Here is a 17,993-nt window from a genome sequence, read left to right on the forward strand (position 1 = left end):
CCGTTCATTCTTTGTTGCCTGACAAACCTTCGACGACACCTATGACCGCCATAGCCGAAACCCGCAAATTCGAAGCCGAAGTCGCCCAGGTGCTGCACCTGGTGACCCACTCGCTGTACTCGCACAAGGAAATCTTCCTGCGCGAGCTGATCTCCAACGCATCGGACGCTTGCGACAAGCTGCGTTTCGAGTCCATCGGCAAGCCCGAGCTGCTCGCCGGCGACGCCGAGCTGCATATCGACGTAAGCTGGGATGCCGACCAACGCACGGTCACCGTGCGCGACAACGGCGTCGGCATGAGCCGCGAGGAAATCGTCGCCAACCTGGGCACCATCGCCAGCTCCGGCACGCGTCGTTTCCTGGAAGCAATGAGTGCCGAGCAGAAAGGCGACGCGCGCCTGATCGGCCAGTTTGGCGTGGGTTTTTACTCGGCCTTCGTGGTGGCCGACAAAGTTACCGTGCTCAGCCGCCGTGCCGGCGTGCCAGCCGGTGAGGGCGTGAAATGGGAAAGTGACGGCAAGGGCGAGTACTCGCTGGAGCAGGTCGAGCTGCCCGAACGCGGCACCGCGATCGTGCTGCATCTGAAAGCCGATGAGGACACGTTCCTCAAGCGCTGGGAACTGCGTTCGCTGATCACGCGCTACTCCGATCATGTCGCCTTTCCGATTCGCATGCCGGAGGAGAAGGACGGCAAGCCCAGCGAAACATGGGAAACCGTCAATGCGGCTTCTGCGCTATGGACCAAGTCCAAAAGCGAACTCAGCGACGAGGAATACCAGAGTTTCTACAAGTCGCTGGGCCACGATTTCAACGACGCGCTGGCCTGGACGCACAACCGCGTCGAAGGCAACCAGAGCTATATCACCCTGCTTTACCTGCCTTCGCAGCCGCCCTTCGAGCTGATGATGGGCGGCCGGGATGAGCGCAAGGGCCTGAAGCTCTACATCAAGCGCGTCTTCATCATGGATGCGGCCGAAGCCTTGCTGCCCAACTACCTGCGCTTCGTGCGTGGCGTGGTGGACGCCGACGATCTGCCGCTCAACGTGAGCCGCGAGATCCTGCAGCACAATCGCCAGCTCGAACGGATCAAAGCCGCCTGCGTGAAGCGCGTGCTGGACCTGATCGAAAAGCTGGCCAAGGACGAGCCGGAGAAGTTCCACACCTTCTACCAGGCCTTCGGCAACACGCTCAAGGAAGGCATCGCGGAAGATCAGGCCAACCGCGAGCGCATCGCCAAGCTGCTGCGCTTCGCTTCCACCAAGGGCGAGGGCAGCGCGCGCAACGTAGCGTTGGACGATTACATCGGCCGCATGCCGGTGAGCCAGGACACCATCTGGTACATCACGGCCGACAGCCACGCCGCCGCCGCTGGCAGCCCGCAGCTGGAAGCGTTCAAGGCCAAGGACATCGAAGTGCTGCTGATGTCCGACCGCATCGACGAATGGATGCTGGGCAGCCTCAACGAATATGCCGGCAAGAAGCTGCGCAATGTCGCCAAGGGCGAACTGCCGCTGGATGAGGAAGCGAAGAAGCAGCAGGAAGAAGCGAGCAAGGCCGCCGAGCCGCTGCTCAACAAGCTGAAGGAGTTGCTGGGCGATCGCGTCGGCGACGTGAAGGTTTCGGCGCGCCTGACCGATTCACCGTCATGCCTGGCTTTGTCCGATTACGAGATGGCCCCGCATCTGGCGCGCCTGCTGCGCGAGGCTGGGCATGACATGCCCAGCAGCAAACCTACGCTGGAGATCAATCCGCAACATGCCCTGCTCAAGCGGGTGGAAGCGGAGAGTGATGCAGGCAAGGCGAAGGATCTGGCCAACCTGCTGTTGGAACAGGCGGAGATCGCTGCGGGAGCGCCGTTGCCCGATCCTGCGGCTTTCGTACAGCGCTTGAATCGCGTGTTGCTGGGTTAACGACATCCTCATCCGATAGCCCACATGGCCGTCATTCCCGCGTTCGCGGGAATGACGGCCATTGGGATTACGTTGCGATGAGGTGTAGGCGAGGCAAGTGCGCGCCCCATACCACGGCCAGCAAACGCATCAAAAGGATCACTGCCACGCCCGCACTTACGGCAATGCCGCGCGGCAGGCCCAGCTTCTGCAAAGTCAGGTATGCCACGATGCCCGCGATCGCGGCCGTGGCGTAAAGATCTTGCTGAAAGATCAACGGCACGCGCGCACTCATCACGTCACGCAGCATGCCTCCGGCCGTGCCGGTCATGGTGCCCATCAATACCGCGATCAACGGCGACAATCCCTGTGCTTCGGCGATCTGTGCGCCGCTGATGGCAAACAGCGCCAATCCCAATGCATCGGCAATCAGAAAGCCGTGGCCAGGCGGCGGAAGGAAGCTGAGGTAGAGCATGGACAGCGCAGCGGCGAGCACAATCACCAAGAGATAGCGCGTATCCCGCACCCAGAAGATCGGATGGCGATCGAGCAGCAGGTCGCGCAGGGTGCCGCCGCCGATGGCAGTTAATGCCGCCAATGCCAAGCCGCCGAGCAGATCCAGGCCGGAGTGTGCAGCTACGAGCACTCCGCTGACCGCAAACACGGCCACTCCGATCAGATCCAACAGATAAAGCAGCATCTGGATTCCCTAAGCAGATTGCGCGTAGGCTGGGATGATAATCCCAGCTTTCCATCGCGCATCCCGATGCCGGGATTGCCATCCCAGCCTACGCGCTTACATGCCCAATGAAACACGCACCTGATGAAATACTTAGCGAAGTCCGCGCCGATGTCTGGCTATGGGCCGCGCGCATGTACAAGACACGCAGCCTGGCCAAGCAGGCGATGGAGGGTGGCAAGGTCGACGTGAACGGTGCCGGTTGCAAACCTTCCAAGGCCTTGCACGTGGGCGACAGGCTGCGCCTGACGCGTGGCGAAGAACGGCTGGAGCTGGAAATCCTGGCGCTTGGCGAGCAGCGTGGACCGGCGAGCGTGGCGCAAACGCTTTATCGCGAAACCGAGGCCAGCCGCCTTGCCCGCGAGCAGGCCCGCGAGTCGCGGCGCCTGAGCGGAGCGGGTTTAAGTCGTCCTGCCACCCGTCCCAACAAGCAGCAACGTCGAGAATTGCGACGGCTTAAGGATTTTCCCTGAGCAGCACATCTCAGAAATCCGCGCCCATCTGCGTAATGATCTTGTCGTAAATGCAGGCAACCCAGGAGAGGTTGCCGCGCAAGGTGATACAGGGGGCTCCAATGAGCGGTATCGATTTCTTCAAGCGCCTGCTGGGTAGCCAGGGGCCGGAAAGTACGCAGTCAAGGCATCTCGTGCAGGCAGCGCCTGGCATGCGTACGCTGGTGGTGGATGACTCGCCGACCATTCGCGCCGTGCTCGGCAAGATGCTCGGCCAGGAAGGCTACGCGGTGCAAAAGGCCGTCGACGGCGAAAGCGCCCTTGAGCTGGCCAAGGCCGAGCAGCCGGAACTGATCTTTCTGGATATCGTATTGCCGGGCATCAACGGCTTCGCCGTGCTGCGTGCCTTGCGCCACGATCCACTCACCCGGCACATCCCGATCGTGATGATCAGCGGCAACCAGCAAGCTACCGAGCAGTTCTACGTGCAACGCTTCGGAGCCGACGATTTCATCAGGAAGCCGTTCGGACAGCGCGACGTACAGCAATCCATCGATCAACTGGTACGTGCCGGGCGCTTGCCTGCACGGGCACCGACACCCGCCTTTACCGCCGCCACGGTCACGCCTTACGAAGAGCTGGGTAGCCCGCTCTCGGGCATGGCGGCCTGACTTCAGACGGAAACGCCGCAGCGTAAGGCGCTGCGGCGCTTTTTTTGTCGGCTGGGAGAATCCCAGCCGACGATGCTTGCGCTTACGCCAGATCGTAGCGATCCAGGTTCATCACCTTGTTCCAGGCCGCCACGAAGTCGCGCACGAACTTCCCCTGCGCATCCGCGCTTGCATAGACCTCCGCCAGTGCACGCAACTGGGAGTTCGAGCCGAACACAAGATCGACACGCGTGCCGGTCCATTTGACTGCGCCGGTCTTGCGGTCGCGTCCTTCAAAGATGTCCTGGGCTTCGGAGACGGCCTTCCATGTGGTGCCCATGTCGAGCAGATTCACGAAGAAATCGTTGCTCAACACACCCGGTCGCTGGGTGAAGACACCATGCTTGGTGTGCCCCACGTTGGTACCTAGTACGCGCATGCCGCCAATCAGCGTGGTCATCTCCGGCGCGCTCAGCGTCAGCAATTGCGCCTTGTCGACCAAGAGTGCTTCGGCCGCAATGGCGTAGCGGCCCTTGAGATAGTTGCGGAAACCATCCGCAACCGGTTCGAGGACGGCGAAGGACACCACATCGGTCTGCGCTTGCGAGGCATCCGTCCGCCCCGGGGTGAAGGGAACCGTTACCTCGACACCAGCGTTCTTTGCGGCCTGCTCGACAGCCGCACAACCGCCGAGCACGATCAGGTCGGCGAGAGACACCTTCTTGCCGCCGGATTGCACGTTGTTGAACGCCTGCTGGGCACCTTCGAGTGTCTTGAGAACTTTCGCCAGTTGCTCCGGCTGGTTGACCGCCCAATCCTTCTGCGGAGCGAGGCGAATGCGTGCGCCGTTGGCGCCACCGCGCTTGTCGGAACCGCGGAAAGTGGAAGCTGACGCCCACGCGGTCGAAACCAGTTCGGCGATGGAAAGGCCCGAAGCGAGCAGCGAGGCTTTTAGCGTCACCACATCCTGTTCGTCGATCAGAGGATGGTCGATGGCAGGCACGGGGTCTTGCCAGAGCAGCTCTTCGGCCGGAACTTCCGGTCCTAGATAGCGTGCGCGCGGCCCCATGTCGCGATGGGTAAGCTTGAACCACGCACGGGCGAAGGCGTCGGCGAATTCATCCGGATGCTCAAGGAAGTGGCGCGAAATTTTTTCGTACGCCGGATCGAAGCGCAGAGCGAGATCGGTGGTCAGCATGGAGGGTGCATGACGCTTCGAGCTGTCATGCGCATCCGGCACCGTGCCGGCACCGGCGCCGCCCTTGGGCGTCCATTGATGCGCACCGGCCGGGCTCTTGGTCAGCTCCCACTCGTAGCCGAACAGGTTCCAGAAGAAGTTGTTGCTCCACTTCGTCGGCGAGCTGGTCCAGGTGACTTCCAGGCCGCTGCCGATGGCATCGCCGCCCATGCCGCTGCCAAAGCTGCTCTTCCAGCCCAGGCCTTGTTCCTCGAGGCCGGCTGCTTCCGGTTCGGCACCTACATGGGTCGCCGGGCCGGCGCCATGGGTTTTGCCAAAGGTATGGCCACCGGCGATCAAGGCGACGGTTTCTTCGTCGTTCATCGCCATGCGGCCGAAGGTCTCGCGGATATCCTTGGCAGCCGCCAGCGGATCGGGATGGCCTTCCGGACCTTCGGGGTTGACGTAGATCAGGCCCATCTGCACGGCAGCGAGCGGGTTTTCCAGATCCCGTTCACCGCTGTAGCGCCGGTCGCCGCCCAGCCAACTGGTCTCGGCGCCCCAATAGACATCTTCTTCCGGCTCCCACACATCCTCACGGCCGCCTCCGAAGCCGAAGACCTTGAAGCCCATCGATTCCAGCGCGACGTTGCCGGCCAGGATCATCAGGTCGGCCCAGGAAATGTTTCGCCCATACTTCTGCTTGATCGGCCACAGCAGCCGGCGCGCCTTGTCCAGGTTGACGTTGTCGGGCCAGCTGTTGAGCGGCGCGAAGCGCTGTTGGCCGGCGCCGGCGCCGCCGCGGCCATCCCCGATGCGATACGTGCCGGCGCTATGCCAGGCCATACGGATGAACAAGGGACCGTAGTGCCCGAAGTCCGCCGGCCACCAGTCCTGGGAGTCGGTCATCAACGCATGCAGATCTTTCTTCAAGGCGTTGAGGTCGAGGCTCTTGAACGCTTCGGCGTAGTTGAAACCCCCGCCCATAGGATTGGAGCGGGTTGAATGCTGGTGCAGGATCTTCAGGTTCAGCTGGTTTGGCCACCAGTCGCGGTTGGCGGGGCCACTGGAGGAATGCTTGAACGGGCACTTCGATGCGTTGGACTCGGTTGCCTCGGGGAGAGGCGTCGCGATGTCGAGGTCTTGGCTCATGGCGGAGATCCTTTCGATGGGAAGGGTGGTCTGGCGTCAGCTGACCTGTCCAATCTACGCGGAGGCATTCCTTCGTTGAATTTAATTCTTCTGATGTATTTCATAGGTGTGGACTATGGATAAGGCGCCATCGCGCGCAGATGGTTGCGGTTGCGCAGCGTCACCCTGATGACAATCAGCCGGCTGCGCCGATCAGTTCCAACGCCAAAGCGCGTGCCGCGCACCGCAATTCTTCGGCAAAGGCAGGATCGTCGACGGTGCGTGCCAGCACCATGCCGCCCACGCAAAGAGCGGTAACCGCCAGGCCGCGATCGCGCGCTTTGCAGCCTTCTTCATCATCCATGCCGCTGGCCAGCAGCTGAGCCATGTTCTCCACCAGGCATCGATAAGCTCTTTGGACGCCCGGTCCCGCACGCGCCGCATCGGCCGGCAACGCAATCAGCGGGCAATGACCTTCGACGTCCTGCAAGTGAGCGGCCGAAAGGTAGGCTTCCACCATCTGGCGTCCGATCGTTTCGCTGCAAGTGGGATCGAACCTTACCCCTTCCCAGTGCTGGGAGGGGTCGAAATGCATGTAGAGGGAAACCGCTTCGGCATACAGCTCTTCCTTGGCCTTGAAGTGGTTGTAGAAGCCACCGCGGGTGAGGCCGGCGCGCTGCATGATCTCGTCGATGGAGACGTCGTTGAAACCGCGGCGATTGAACAGTTCGCGGGCGCACTCGACGATGCGTTGGCGGGTTTTCTGTTTGTGTTCGGCGGTAAAGGGCATGGTGGCGGGCGAGCGGGGCCGCTGCGGGAAAGGGCAGGAGAAAGCCTACTCGGAAAGCAAAATATGTTCTTGAACATATATAGGTCGCTGCCAAACTCCGCGGTGTTCGGTTGGTTTTCCCCACACCCAAGGAGGCATCGATCATGACCATGAAGCTGTATTACGCACACACCATGAATCCGCGCAAGACATGTGCGGTGGCGAAATACCTCGGCTCGCCGGTGGACTACATCCGGGTGGACCTGGCCCAAGGCGAGCAACGGACGCCGGAATTTCTGGCGCTCAATCCCAACGGCAAGGTGCCGCTACTGGTGGACGGTGATTTGCACCTATGGGAGAGCACCGCGATCATGGCCCACTTGGCGGTAAAGGCGGGCTCTGAACTGTGGCCTGCCGAGGCCGTTCGCCAGGTCGAAGTACTGCGTTGGCTGTCGTGGGATCTCAGTCATTTCGCGCGTCACGGCGGCACGCTTTATTTCGAACATCACATCAAGCCGTTGATATTCGGCCGGGACGAGCCTACTCAGGCTGCCGTGGAGGAAGCCAACGGCTTCTACAAGCGCTTTGCCACCGTGCTCGACAACCATCTGGCCCAGCATACGTATCTGGCAGGCGAGAAGCTGAGCATTGCCGACTTCGGCGTCGGGGGGCTGCTGCCCTGGGCTAATGAGGCGCGTTTGCCGATTGAAGGCTTCGCCAACATCGCACGCTGGCACGAGCGGCTGATGGCGTTGCCGGCATGGCGTGATCCCTTCCCTGAGCCGCTGCCTGCTGCAGCCTGAAAGCACTCCGCGTAGGCGGGGATGGCAGGCAATCCCCGCATTGCCCTGCATGCCGCATCGTGATGCTGGGATTGTCATCCCAGCCTACGTTTATAGCAGGGCTTTTAGCCGGTACAGCACGTCCAGCGCTTCGCGTGGCGTCAGTGCGTCGGGATCGACTTCCTTGAGCGCGCGCTCCGCGGCGGAAGGTTCGGGCGGTGCGAACAGACCCAATTGTGGTGATGCGTCGGGTAATGGCGAGGGCTTGGCGGCCTGTGCGTGCATGCCGTTTTCGAGTTCCGCCAGCGTTTTGCGTGCATCGGCAATCACCGCCTTGGGCAAGCCAGCCAGGGCGGCTACCTGCAGGCCGAAGCTGCGATTGGCAGGCCCTTCCTTCACGGCGTGCATGAAGACCAGCTGGTCGCCGTATTCGACGGCATCCAGATGCACATTGGCGATGCTCGGGATTTCGGACGCCAGCTCCGTCAGCTCGAAATAGTGCGTGGCGAACAGCGTGTAAGCCTTGCTGTTTGCAGCCAGGTGCACCGCTGCGGCACGGGCCAGGGCCAGGCCATCATAGGTGCTGGTGCCGCGGCCCACCTCGTCCATCAGCACTAGGCTATGCGGCGTGGCGTTATGCAGGATATTGGCGGTTTCGCTCATTTCCACCATGAAGGTGGATTGCCCGCGCGACAGATCATCCCCGGCGCCAATGCGGGTGAAGATGCGATCGATCGGACCGATCAGCGCACGCGAAGCCGGCACATAGCTGCCGATATGCGCGAGTAGCACGATCAGCGCGTTCTGGCGCATGTAGGTGGATTTACCGCCCATGTTCGGGCCGGTGATCACCAGCATGCGGCGCTGCTCATTCAGCACCAGGTCGTTTGGCTCGAACGGCTCCTGACGTACTTTCTCCACCACCGGATGGCGGCCGCGCTCGATCTTCAGACCCGGCTCATCGGTGAGTTCGGGGGCGCTCCAGTCCAGCGCCTGCGCGCGTTCGGCCAGCGTGCACAGCACGTCCAGTTCGGCCATGGAGGCGGCGGCATGCTTGAGTGGCTCCAGCTGTGCGGTGAGCGTGTCCAGCAGCGCCTCGTAGAGCGCGCGCTCGCGCATCAGCGAGCGTTCCTTGGCGGACAGCACCTTGTCTTCGAAGGTTTTCAGTTCTTCGGTGATGTAGCGTTCGGCGTTCTTGGTGGTTTGCCGGCGCGTGTAATGCGTGGGCGCCTTGTCCGCTTGCGCCTTGGTGATTTCGATGTAGTAGCCGTGTACGCGGTTGTAGCCGACCTTCAGCGTCGGGATGCCGCTGGCGGCTTTTTCGCGCTCTTCCAGTTCGACCAGGTACTGATCTGCATGCGTGGCAAGCCGGCGCAGCTCGTCCAGCTCCGCGTCATAGCCATCGGCGATGACGCCGCCGTCGCGCAGCAACACGGGCGGTTGTTCGACAACGGCGCGCTTGAGCAATTCTGCGATGGCGGCGTGGTCGCCAATACCTTCCACCAGGGCGTGCAATAGCGGGCTGTCCAGGCTGGCGATCGTTTCGCGCAATACCGGCGCAGCGGACAAGCCATCGCGTAGGGTGGAAAGATCGCGCGGACGTGCCGAGCGCAACGCTACGCGGGCAAGAATGCGTTCCAGGTCGCCGATGCCGCGCAATTGTTCGCGCAGGGTTTCATGCCGGCGAGTTTCGATCAACGCGGCGATGGCTTGATGCCGGCGTCGCAGCGTATCGCGCGAACGCAGCGGACGATTGAGCCAGCGGCGCATCAGGCGTGCGCCCATCGGCGTGACGGTTTCATCGAGCACGCCAAGCAAGGTGTGTTCGACTCTTCCGCTGGGGTGGGTATCCAGTTCTAGATTGCGGCGCGTGGCGGCATCCAGTGCAATCGTTTCACTCGCGCTTTCCACCGCCATGCCGGAAAGATGCGGCAGGGCGCTCTTCTGCGTTTCTTCCACATAGCCGAGCAGGCAGCCGGCGGCGGCGATGGCCAGCGGCATGTGGTCGACGCCGAAACCGCCCAGGTCACGCGTGCGGAAGAAGCGATTCAGTTCGCGCCGTGCGGCGTCGCTGTCGAAATGCCACGGCGGGCGTTTGCGCAGGCCGGGCAGGGCGCTGACCAGTTTCGGCCACGCCACGTCTTCGCCGACCAGCGTTTCGGCCGGCTGTAGGCGCGCCAGTTCCGCCGCCAGCGCTTCCGCGCCCGGTACTTCGCTGAGCAGGAAGCGGCCGCTGGAAAGATCCACCCAGGCCAGGCCATAACTGCCATGCGCGCCGGCGGCGATCGCCAGCAGCAGGTTGTCGCGACGCTCTTCCAGCAGCGCGGCATCCGTCACCGTGCCCGGCGTGACGATGCGCACCACCTTGCGTTCCACTGGCCCTTTGGACAGCGCCGGATCACCGATCTGCTCGCAGATCGCCACTGATTCGCCCAGCCGCACCAGCTTGGCCAGGTAATTCTCCGCCGCGTGATACGGCACACCCGCCATCGGAATCGGCTGCCCCGCGGATTGGCCGCGCTGCGTGAGCGTGATGTCCAGCAGTCGCGCTGCCTTGCGCGCGTCTTCATAGAACAATTCGTAGAAATCGCCCATGCGGAAGAACAGCAGCACATCCGGATGCGCGGCCTTGGCAGCCAGGTACTGGCGCATGAAAGGGGTGTGGTCGGAGCTGTTGTCGGCCATCTTCGGGGATTGATCGGTGCGCATGTCCAGGGTCGATAGCGGGCGGCAGGTGTTTCGACGCCGGGGAAAAGCGCATAACTTTAGCGGGTTCCCCCGGGGATGTTGAGCGCAGGACGCGCTGGCGGCCAGTTCGCCCGCGCTGCCCGAAGCGGGCTGTATCGAGCGGGCTGAGCATTCGACGTGGCTGCCGCAGTCCCGCGGGGACTTGGAACCGGGCCATCATCTTGGAAACAATGCGGCTTCCCCGCCCTGGTAAAGCCATTGACGCCATGATGCTCTCGTCCCTACTCACTGATGCCGCGCTGGCCGCGCTGGCCACCCGCGTCGCCACCGTGGCGCAGCAGCACGGGTTGATGCTGGCTAGCGCCGAATCCTGCACCGGCGGCTGGATCGCCAAGGCGCTCACCGACCTGTCCGGCAGTTCCGCCTGGTTCGAAGCCGGCGTGGTCAGCTATAGCAATGAGGCCAAGATGTCGCTGCTGGGCGTGCGGCGGGAAACCTTGGAGCGTGCCGGTGCAGTCAGTGAGGCGACCGCCCTCGAAATGGTTTCCGGTGCACTGGAGCGCCTGCATGCCGGGGTGGCAGTGGCAGTCACGGGCATTGCCGGGCCTGCCGGCGGTACGCCGGAAAAGCCGGTCGGCACGGTATGGATTGCTTGGCGGCGCCGAGGTAGCGAAGCGCGCGCCCAGCTGTTCCATTTCACTGGCGACCGCGAAGCCGTGCGACGGCAGACGGTGGCGGCAGCCCTCGAAGGCGTGCTGCAGATGCTGACGGTCTGAGTAGCTATTGACCAGCCTTCCGGCACTGGACCGATGTGGGATACTCCAAGGCCTGCATCCCAGCCCGTGAGACAAACACGCGGCATCATGCTCCCCACGACCACTTTCGAACAGCGGAATCAAGACGATGGATGACAACAAGCGCAAAGCGCTCGCTTCGGCCCTCGGCCAGATCGAGAAGCAATTCGGCAAGGGCGCGGTGATGCGCCTGGGCGATCGTACCGACGACAGCATCGAGACCATCTCCACCGGTTCGCTGGGCCTGGATATCGCCCTGGGTGTCGGCGGCTTGCCGCGCGGCCGCGTGATCGAGATCTACGGCCCGGAATCCTCCGGTAAAACCACGCTCACCCTGCAGGTGATCGCCAATTGCCAGAAGAACGGTGGCACGGCGGCCTTCGTCGACGCCGAGCATGCGCTCGATCCCATCTACGCGCAGAAGCTGGGCGTAAACATCGATGACCTGCTGGTTTCGCAGCCCGATACCGGCGAGCAGGCGCTGGAAATCGCCGACATGCTGGTGCGTTCCGGCGCCGTGGAGGTGGTGGTGGTCGACTCCGTCGCCGCGCTTACGCCCAAGGCGGAAATCGAAGGCGAAATGGGCGACTCCCACGTCGGCCTGCATGCCCGCCTGATGAGCCAGGCGCTGCGCAAGCTCACCGCCAACATCAAGAAATCCAATTGCCTGGTGATCTTCATCAACCAGATCCGCATGAAGATCGGCGTGATGTTCGGCAACCCCGAAACCACCACCGGCGGCAACGCATTGAAGTTCTACGCCTCCGTGCGCCTGGACATTCGCCGTATCGGCGCGGTGAAAAAGGGCGAGGAAGTGATCGGCTCCGAAACGCGCGTGAAGGTGGTGAAAAACAAGGTGGCGCCACCGTTCCGCCAGGCGGAGTTCGAAATACTCTATGGCGAGGGCAGCTCGCGCGAAGGCGAGATCATCGAGCTGGGCGTGGCGCAGAACCTGATCGAAAAATCCGGCGCCTGGTACAGCTACAAGGGCGACCGCATCGGCCAGGGCAAGGAGAACGTGCGCCAGTTCCTGCGCGACAACCCGGCCATCGCCAACGAGGTCGACCGCGAATTGCGCGCGCGCCTGCTGGTGGGAGGTGGTGGCGCCACCGCCACTTCCGAGGAAGCGGTGGAGGAAGCTTGAGCATGGCGGAGCGGCGCTTGAGAATTTTGCTGGTCGGTGCCTCGGGCACCTTGGGACGCGCGGTGGAGGCGGAACTCAAGCCTCGCCACGAAGTGATCGCTGCCGGACGCAGTTCCGGCGGCCTTCGTATCGACCTCACCGACGTCGCCAGCATCCAGAACGCCCTGCAACAGGCGGGCGAGCTGGATGCAGTGATCAGTGCGGCAGGCAATGTCACGTTCGCGCCGCTGGCGGACTTCAAGCCCGCGCCCTATGGCGAATCGCTGCACACGCAGGGCCTCGCCGACAAGTTGATGGGGCAGGTGAACCTGGCCCTGGCCGCGCGCGATCATTTGCGTGACGGCGGCTCGATCACCCTCACTACCGGCATCCTTTCCGAGCAGCCGATCGTGGCGGGCAGTTCCGCAAGCCTAGTCAATGGCGCGGTGGAGGCCTTTGCGCGTGCCGCGGCGATCGAACTGCCTCGCGGCCTGCGCATCAACGTGGTGAGTCCCAACGTGCTCACCGAGTCGATGCCGGGGTATGCGCCGTTCTTCCGTGGCTTCGAGCCGGTCAGCGCTGCACGTGCGGCCATGGCCTTCAGCCGCAGCGTGGAAGGGGCGCAGACCGGGCAGGTGTACAAGGTGTACTGATGGATTTCCCCTCCCTCGGGAGGGGTTGATCGCTCGCATCGCCATGAAGAAGCGCAGTGACGATCCCGATGCCAAATCCAAGCCCAGCGCCTACGGCAAGGCGCTGGGCTTGCTTGCGCGCCGCGAACACTCGCGCAAAGAGCTGCAGCAGAAACTGAACCGTGGCGGTTACGCCCGCGACGAAGCCAGTGACGCGCTCGACCGTCTGGGCGAGCAGCATTATCAGGACGATGAGCGCTTTGCCGAGACCCTGATCCGCAATCGCTCAGCCCAGGGTTATGGCCCCATGCGCCTGCGGGCGGAGCTGAAAAGCCACGGTTTGTCGGACGCGCGCATTCGCAGCCTGCTCGATGCCGCTGAGATCGATTGGGCCGAATCTGCCGCCGCCCAACTGCGTCGCCGCTATGGCGCCCAAGGCAGCGCGGACCCCGCCGAACGGGCTCGCCGTGCGCAGTTCCTCTTGCGTCGCGGCTTTCCCGCCGCCACAGTACGGGATGTCACTCACGCCGATGTGGACGATGCCGCCGACGAAAACCCCTGAGGCCCCCACGGGCCGGGCGAGGGGCCGGTGGCGTCTTCGTGTCGCGCCCTTTTTCGCTGCTTTGTCCCGAACTCCATGAAAACCGCCGACATCCGCTCCGCTTTTCTCGATTATTTTCGCGCCAAGGACCACACCATCGTGCCCTCCAGCTCGCTGGTGCCGGCCAGCGACCCGACCTTGTTGTTCACCAACTCGGGCATGGTGCAGTTCAAGAATGTGTTTCTAGGCAGCGAGAAGCTGCCCTACGCCCGCGTGGCCGATGTGCAGCGCTGCCTGCGTGCCGGCGGCAAGCACAACGACCTGGATTCGGTCGGCTACACCGCGCGCCACCACACCTTCTTCGAGATGCTGGGCAATTGGTCGTTCGGCGATTACTTCAAGCGCGACGCGATCAGCTACGCCTGGGAACTGTTGACCGGTGTGTTGAAACTGCCGCCGGATAAGCTGTGGGTGACCGTCTATCACACGGACGACGAAGCCTACGGCATCTGGTCCAAGGAAATCGGCGTGCCGGCCGAGCGCATCGTGCGTATCGGCGACAACAAAGGCGCGCCGTACGCTTCCGACAACTTCTGGCAGATGGCCGACACCGGTCCCTGCGGTCCATGCTCGGAAATCTTCTACGACCACGGCCCGGAGGTGGCAGGTGGCCCTCCAGGTTCGCCCGATGAGGACGGCGACCGCTACATCGAGATCTGGAACCTGGTGTTCATGCAGTTCGATCGTGCGCCGGACGGCACGCTGTCGCCGCTGCCGGCGCCGTGCGTGGATACCGGCATGGGCCTGGAGCGCCTGGCCGCCGTCCTGCAGCACGTGCATTCCAACTATGAGATCGATCTGTTCCAGCACCTGATCAAGGTGGCGGCGGAACTCACCCATACGCCGGATCTGGCCAACAAGTCGCTGCGTGTGATCGCCGATCACATTCGCGCCTGCTCGTTCCTGATCGTCGACGGCGTGCTGCCTTCCAACGAAGGGCGCGGCTACGTGCTGCGCCGGATCATCCGCCGTGCCTTGCGGCATGGCTGGATGCTCGGTGTGCGTGGCGATTTCTTCTGGAAAATGGTGCAGCCGCTGGTCGAGGAAATGGGTGAGGCGTATCCGGAGCTTGCGGCCAAGCAAGCCTTCGTGGAAGACGCGTTGCGCACCGAAGAGCGGCGCTTCGGCGAAACGCTGGAACACGGCATGCGTGTGTTCAACGAGGTGGCCGCCAAGTCGGAAAAAACCATTCCGGGCGAAGACGCCTTCCGCCTGTATGACACCTATGGCTTCCCCTTGGACCTGACTGCCGATATTGCGCGCGAGCGTGGCCTGTCGGTAGACCTGGCAGGCTTCGAACAGGCCATGAAGGCGCAGCAGGAACTCAGCCGCGAAGGCAGCCGTTTCACCGCCAAGGGCCAGATGCCCGCCGAACTCGCCAGCCAGCTCGCACCTACCGCCTTCCTGGGCTACGAGGCGCTTTCCGGCCGTGCCGGCAAGGTGGTCGGCATCGTGCAGGGCGGCAAGCAGCTCGGGCAGCTCGCCGAAGGCGAGGAGGGCCTGGTGATCCTGGATCAAACGCCGTTTTACGCCGAATCCGGCGGCCAGGTCGGCGACACCGGCACGTTGTCCAACAGCGCGGGCCGCTTCGAGGTTGGCGACACCATCAAGATGGGCGGCGTGTTTTTTGGCCACGCCGGCCGCTGGCATGGCCAACAACCCCTGCGTACGGGCGACACGGTGGATGCCGCCGTCGACCCCACGCGCCGCCAGGCTACGGTGCTCAATCACTCCGCCACGCACTTGCTGCATGCAGCATTGCGCAAGGTGCTTGGCTCCCACGTCAGCCAGAAGGGCTCGCTGGTGGCGCCCGACCGGCTGCGCTTCGACTTCTCCCACTTCAAGCCGGTCGCCCGCGAGGAACTGGCCAGGATCGAGGCGCTGGTGAACACCGAAGTACGTCGCAACGTGGAAGCCGAAGTGCGCCACATGGCTTATGACGATGCGATCACCTTCGGCGCCATGGCGCTATTTGGCGAGAAATACGGCGACGAAGTGCGCGTGCTGAAGATGGGCGATTTCTCCACCGAGCTGTGCGGCGGCACCCACGTGGGCCGCACGGGCGATATCGGCCTGTTCAAGATCGTTAGCGAAGCAGGCGTGGCCTCCGGCGTGCGCCGCATCGAGGCAGTCACCGGCGATGGTGCGCTGGCGTATGTCGCCGAAGAGGAGCGCCGCCTGAACGAGTTGTCGCAGCTGCTTTCCAGCACCGGCGATGATGTCACCGAGAAGTTGCGCCAGCTGCTCGATCGCCAGAAGAAGCTGGAACGCGAACTGGATTCGCTGCGCGCCAAGGCCGCCGGCAGCATGACCGGCAATCTCGTCCAGTCCGCGCATGACATCGATGGCATCAAGGTCGTGGCGGCGCGTCTGGAAGGGCTCGATGCGAAGGCCTTGCGCGATGGCGTCGATCAATTGAAACAGCAGCTCACCGATTGCGTAGTGGTGCTGGCAGGTGCTGCCCAGGGGCGTGTTTCGCTGGTTGCCGGCGTGAACGGCAAGGCGGCCGGCCGCGTCAAGGCCGGCGACGTAGTCGCGCACGTGGCCAATCAGATCGATGGAAAAGGCGGTGGCCGTCCGGACATGGCGCAAGGTGGCGGCATGGACAAACCACAATTACCTGACATCTTGACGGGTACAGTGGCCTGGATCGGCAAGCAATTGGCCAGTTGATGCGCTGCGTATGGACCCGCTGTCAAGAATCTGTATAGATTGCACCCAACGCGGACGCTCGGCTAGTATCGGTCAGATATCGGTGTCGCTGATTGGGGTGGCGCTGTAAGTGCCGGGTTGCTTCTCTAAGCAATTCGGTGTTTGGAGCCGGGGAAGGCGGTAAGGCCTTTGACGGACGCTAACGTCAGAACTGTGTGGTGATGTGCTCAGGGGTGAGGCAGCAACATGCAGATGGCCTGTAACCACAAGCATTAAATGGAGTAGCAGCTATGTTGATTCTGACCCGCAGGGTCGGTGAAACCCTGATGATCGGCGACGAGGTGACCGTTACCGTTCTGGGCGTAAAAGGCAACCAGGTTCGCATTGGCATCAATGCGCCCAAGAACGTGGCTGTGCACCGTGAAGAGATCTACCAGCGCATCAAGGGCGAAAACGAAAACGACGGCGGCGCCACGGGCGAGTCGGGCGGACGTTGATTCCCTCTTTACCTGAGGGGCATCGGCCGGTATCCTTTCCGGCTCCCGTGAGTGCTTTGTGAGTTCACGGGGAAAAAATATGGAGAGATGCCCGAGAGGCCGAAGGGGCTCCCCTGCTAAGGGAGTATAGGGTCAAAAGCCTTATCGAGGGTTCGAATCCCTCTCTCTCCGCCACCCATAAAAAAACGCCCTTGCGGGCGTTTTTTTATGGGTGGCGGAGAGAGAGGCTTGAAGAGAACCCTTACGGTTCGACAAATTTGTCAGGAACAAATTTGGACAGCCGCAGGCTGGCCCGCCGCGCGCGGCGGGTTCGGTCCAAGGATGGACCGAACAATCCCTCTCTCTGCGCACCGAAAAACGCCCTTGCGGGCACTTTTAAGGGTGGCGGAGAGATCGGTTCAGCATCAAATTGAACGCCGTTGGCTGGCGCGCTGCTGTGATCCACCTATTCGGCCCAATGAGTTGGCAGTAGCGTCAGACTTCCAATTGTCGAGGGCAGCCATGAGCCATACCACACGCCGAGCCGAACTTGCCGATCTGGAGCGACTGGTGGCTTTTACGCTCGCCGAAGCCGGTGAAGCGGAAGGCGCCCAGAAGGATCATGCAAAAGTCGACGCCGGCATTCGTACTGCGCTTCTCGATGAGAGCGTCGCCATGTATTGGGTGCTTGAACACGGTGGCGATGTGATCGGCCATGTCTCGATCGTGCGCGAATGGAGCGATTGGCACGCCGGTTATTACTGGTGGATCCAGAGCATGTATCTTGAACCGGACCATCGTGGTCGGGGGCTAATGAGGCATCTTCTGCTAGCCGTGCGCCAATGCGCAAGCGAGCAGCATGCATTGGAGCTGAGGCTGTACGTTCACAAGGGGAACATGCCTGCGATCCACGCGTATCAACGAGCCGGCTTCAGGGATTCGGACTATCGCTTGATGGCCATGGACGTTGCCGACGATTAAGCGTCGATGGATCAACGCGCTAAAGTCTTCTTGCCGCGCTTGCCGATCGCGCCGCTGGCCGCAGCGCCCAACAGGCGCCGGAAAGTAGGGCATTCCATATGGCTTGCCGCAGGGCAGGCGGCGGCATGGCGTAGCCCGTCGCGCATGGCGACGAGTCGACGGATGGTGTTGTCCAGTTCAGTAGCTTTGTCCGCCAGCATTTGTCGATCGATGCGCGGCCGTCCTCGCGGGGTGAATACCTTGGCCACCTCATCGAGCGAGAAGCCTGCGGCCCGTCCCAATGCGATCAACGCCAGGCGTTCGAGCACCCCGGCATCAAACAAACGGCGCAAGCCGTGTCGGCCTACCGAGCTAATCAGGCCTTTCTCCTCATAGAAGCGTAGCGTGGAAGCGGGAACGCCCGAGCGCTGCACCACTTCGGCAATGTCCAGGTATTGCATCCGCTTGACCTCAAGTG

At 62.7% G+C, this 17,993-nt stretch carries 16 protein-coding genes and 1 tRNA gene; 12 read left to right on the plus strand and 5 right to left on the minus strand.

The features are described 5' to 3' along the window. Positions 1 to 41 precede the first annotated feature (41 nt). Complete coding sequence (gene htpG / locus QQJ96_RS05920) at positions 42 to 1,910, plus strand: molecular chaperone HtpG (RefSeq protein ID WP_284331045.1); 1,869 nt, start codon at positions 42 to 44, stop codon at positions 1,908 to 1,910. 67 nt (positions 1,911 to 1,977) lie between these two features. Here htpG and QQJ96_RS05925 read toward each other — a convergent pair whose 3' ends face one another. After that, positions 1,978 to 2,589, minus strand: coding sequence for a trimeric intracellular cation channel family protein (locus QQJ96_RS05925; protein ID WP_284331046.1), 612 nt, complete (start codon positions 2,587 to 2,589; stop codon positions 1,978 to 1,980). Between the two features lie 107 nt (positions 2,590 to 2,696). Here QQJ96_RS05925 and QQJ96_RS05930 point away from each other — a divergent pair, with 107 nt between their 5' ends. Together QQJ96_RS05930 and QQJ96_RS05935 are read left to right on the plus strand one after the other, a co-directional pair. Further along, positions 2,697 to 3,101 (plus strand): RNA-binding S4 domain-containing protein, encoded by a 405-nt coding sequence (locus QQJ96_RS05930; protein ID WP_284331047.1) that lies wholly within the window; start codon positions 2,697 to 2,699, stop codon positions 3,099 to 3,101. Positions 3,102 to 3,202: 101 nt separating this feature from the next. Then, positions 3,203 to 3,751, plus strand: coding sequence for a response regulator (locus QQJ96_RS05935; protein WP_284331048.1), 549 nt, complete (start codon positions 3,203 to 3,205; stop codon positions 3,749 to 3,751). 82 nt (positions 3,752 to 3,833) lie between these two features. On the opposite strand, the gene katG is transcribed toward QQJ96_RS05935, so the two are convergent. Together katG and QQJ96_RS05945 are read right to left on the minus strand one after the other, a co-directional pair. Next, positions 3,834 to 6,059: a catalase/peroxidase HPI gene (gene katG, locus QQJ96_RS05940; RefSeq protein ID WP_284331049.1), complete on the minus strand. Its 2,226-nt coding sequence runs from the start codon at positions 6,057 to 6,059 to the stop codon at positions 3,834 to 3,836. A 175-nt stretch (positions 6,060 to 6,234) separates the two neighbouring features. Further along, positions 6,235 to 6,828: a TetR/AcrR family transcriptional regulator gene (locus QQJ96_RS05945; protein WP_284331050.1), complete on the minus strand. Its 594-nt coding sequence runs from the start codon at positions 6,826 to 6,828 to the stop codon at positions 6,235 to 6,237. A 143-nt stretch (positions 6,829 to 6,971) separates the two neighbouring features. Here QQJ96_RS05945 and QQJ96_RS05950 point away from each other — a divergent pair, with 143 nt between their 5' ends. After that, positions 6,972 to 7,610, plus strand: coding sequence for a glutathione S-transferase family protein (locus QQJ96_RS05950; protein ID WP_284331051.1), 639 nt, complete (start codon positions 6,972 to 6,974; stop codon positions 7,608 to 7,610). A 90-nt stretch (positions 7,611 to 7,700) separates the two neighbouring features. Here the strand turns inward: QQJ96_RS05950 and mutS are convergent, their stop codons facing one another. After that, complete coding sequence (gene mutS, locus QQJ96_RS05955) at positions 7,701 to 10,298, minus strand: DNA mismatch repair protein MutS (protein WP_284331052.1); 2,598 nt, start codon at positions 10,296 to 10,298, stop codon at positions 7,701 to 7,703. 248 nt (positions 10,299 to 10,546) lie between these two features. Here mutS and QQJ96_RS05960 point away from each other — a divergent pair, with 248 nt between their 5' ends. From QQJ96_RS05960 to QQJ96_RS05995, 8 genes are all read left to right on the plus strand, one after another. After that, the gene (locus QQJ96_RS05960; RefSeq protein ID WP_455424384.1) at positions 10,547 to 11,053 is read left to right on the plus strand and encodes a CinA family protein; all 507 of its coding nucleotides are present in this window, start codon (positions 10,547 to 10,549) and stop codon (positions 11,051 to 11,053) included. A gap of 127 nt (positions 11,054 to 11,180) precedes the next feature. Then, positions 11,181 to 12,215, plus strand: coding sequence for a recombinase RecA (gene recA, locus QQJ96_RS05965; protein WP_284331054.1), 1,035 nt, complete (start codon positions 11,181 to 11,183; stop codon positions 12,213 to 12,215). Between the two features lie 17 nt (positions 12,216 to 12,232). Further along, positions 12,233 to 12,847 carry a short chain dehydrogenase gene (locus QQJ96_RS05970; RefSeq protein WP_345782693.1) on the plus strand — a complete coding sequence of 205 codons (615 nt, stop codon included), beginning with the start codon at positions 12,233 to 12,235 and terminating at the stop codon, positions 12,845 to 12,847. Between the two features lie 43 nt (positions 12,848 to 12,890). Next, on the plus strand, positions 12,891 to 13,388 hold the full coding sequence (locus QQJ96_RS05975; RefSeq protein ID WP_284331056.1) for a regulatory protein RecX: 498 nt from the start codon (positions 12,891 to 12,893) through the stop codon (positions 13,386 to 13,388). Between the two features lie 75 nt (positions 13,389 to 13,463). After that, positions 13,464 to 16,100 carry an alanine--tRNA ligase gene (gene alaS, locus QQJ96_RS05980; RefSeq protein WP_284331057.1) on the plus strand — a complete coding sequence of 879 codons (2,637 nt, stop codon included), beginning with the start codon at positions 13,464 to 13,466 and terminating at the stop codon, positions 16,098 to 16,100. A gap of 269 nt (positions 16,101 to 16,369) precedes the next feature. Then, positions 16,370 to 16,576 (plus strand): carbon storage regulator CsrA, encoded by a 207-nt coding sequence (gene csrA, locus QQJ96_RS05985; protein ID WP_126686977.1) that lies wholly within the window; start codon positions 16,370 to 16,372, stop codon positions 16,574 to 16,576. An 81-nt stretch (positions 16,577 to 16,657) separates the two neighbouring features. Continuing rightward, a tRNA-Ser gene (locus QQJ96_RS05990) sits at positions 16,658 to 16,750 on the plus strand. 327 nt (positions 16,751 to 17,077) lie between these two features. Then, positions 17,078 to 17,536: a GNAT family N-acetyltransferase gene (locus QQJ96_RS05995; RefSeq protein WP_284331058.1), complete on the plus strand. Its 459-nt coding sequence runs from the start codon at positions 17,078 to 17,080 to the stop codon at positions 17,534 to 17,536. A gap of 11 nt (positions 17,537 to 17,547) precedes the next feature. Here the strand turns inward: QQJ96_RS05995 and QQJ96_RS06000 are convergent, their stop codons facing one another. Further along, positions 17,548 to 17,976, minus strand: a complete 429-nt coding sequence (locus tag QQJ96_RS06000; protein ID WP_345782689.1) for a helix-turn-helix domain-containing protein — start codon at positions 17,974 to 17,976, stop codon at positions 17,548 to 17,550. Positions 17,977 to 17,993 lie beyond the last annotated feature (17 nt).

Origin of the sequence: Dyella flagellata (genome assembly GCF_030160275.1) — a bacterium.
In the GTDB taxonomy this organism is placed as follows: Bacteria; Pseudomonadota; Gammaproteobacteria; order Xanthomonadales; family Rhodanobacteraceae; genus Dyella_B; species Dyella_B flagellata.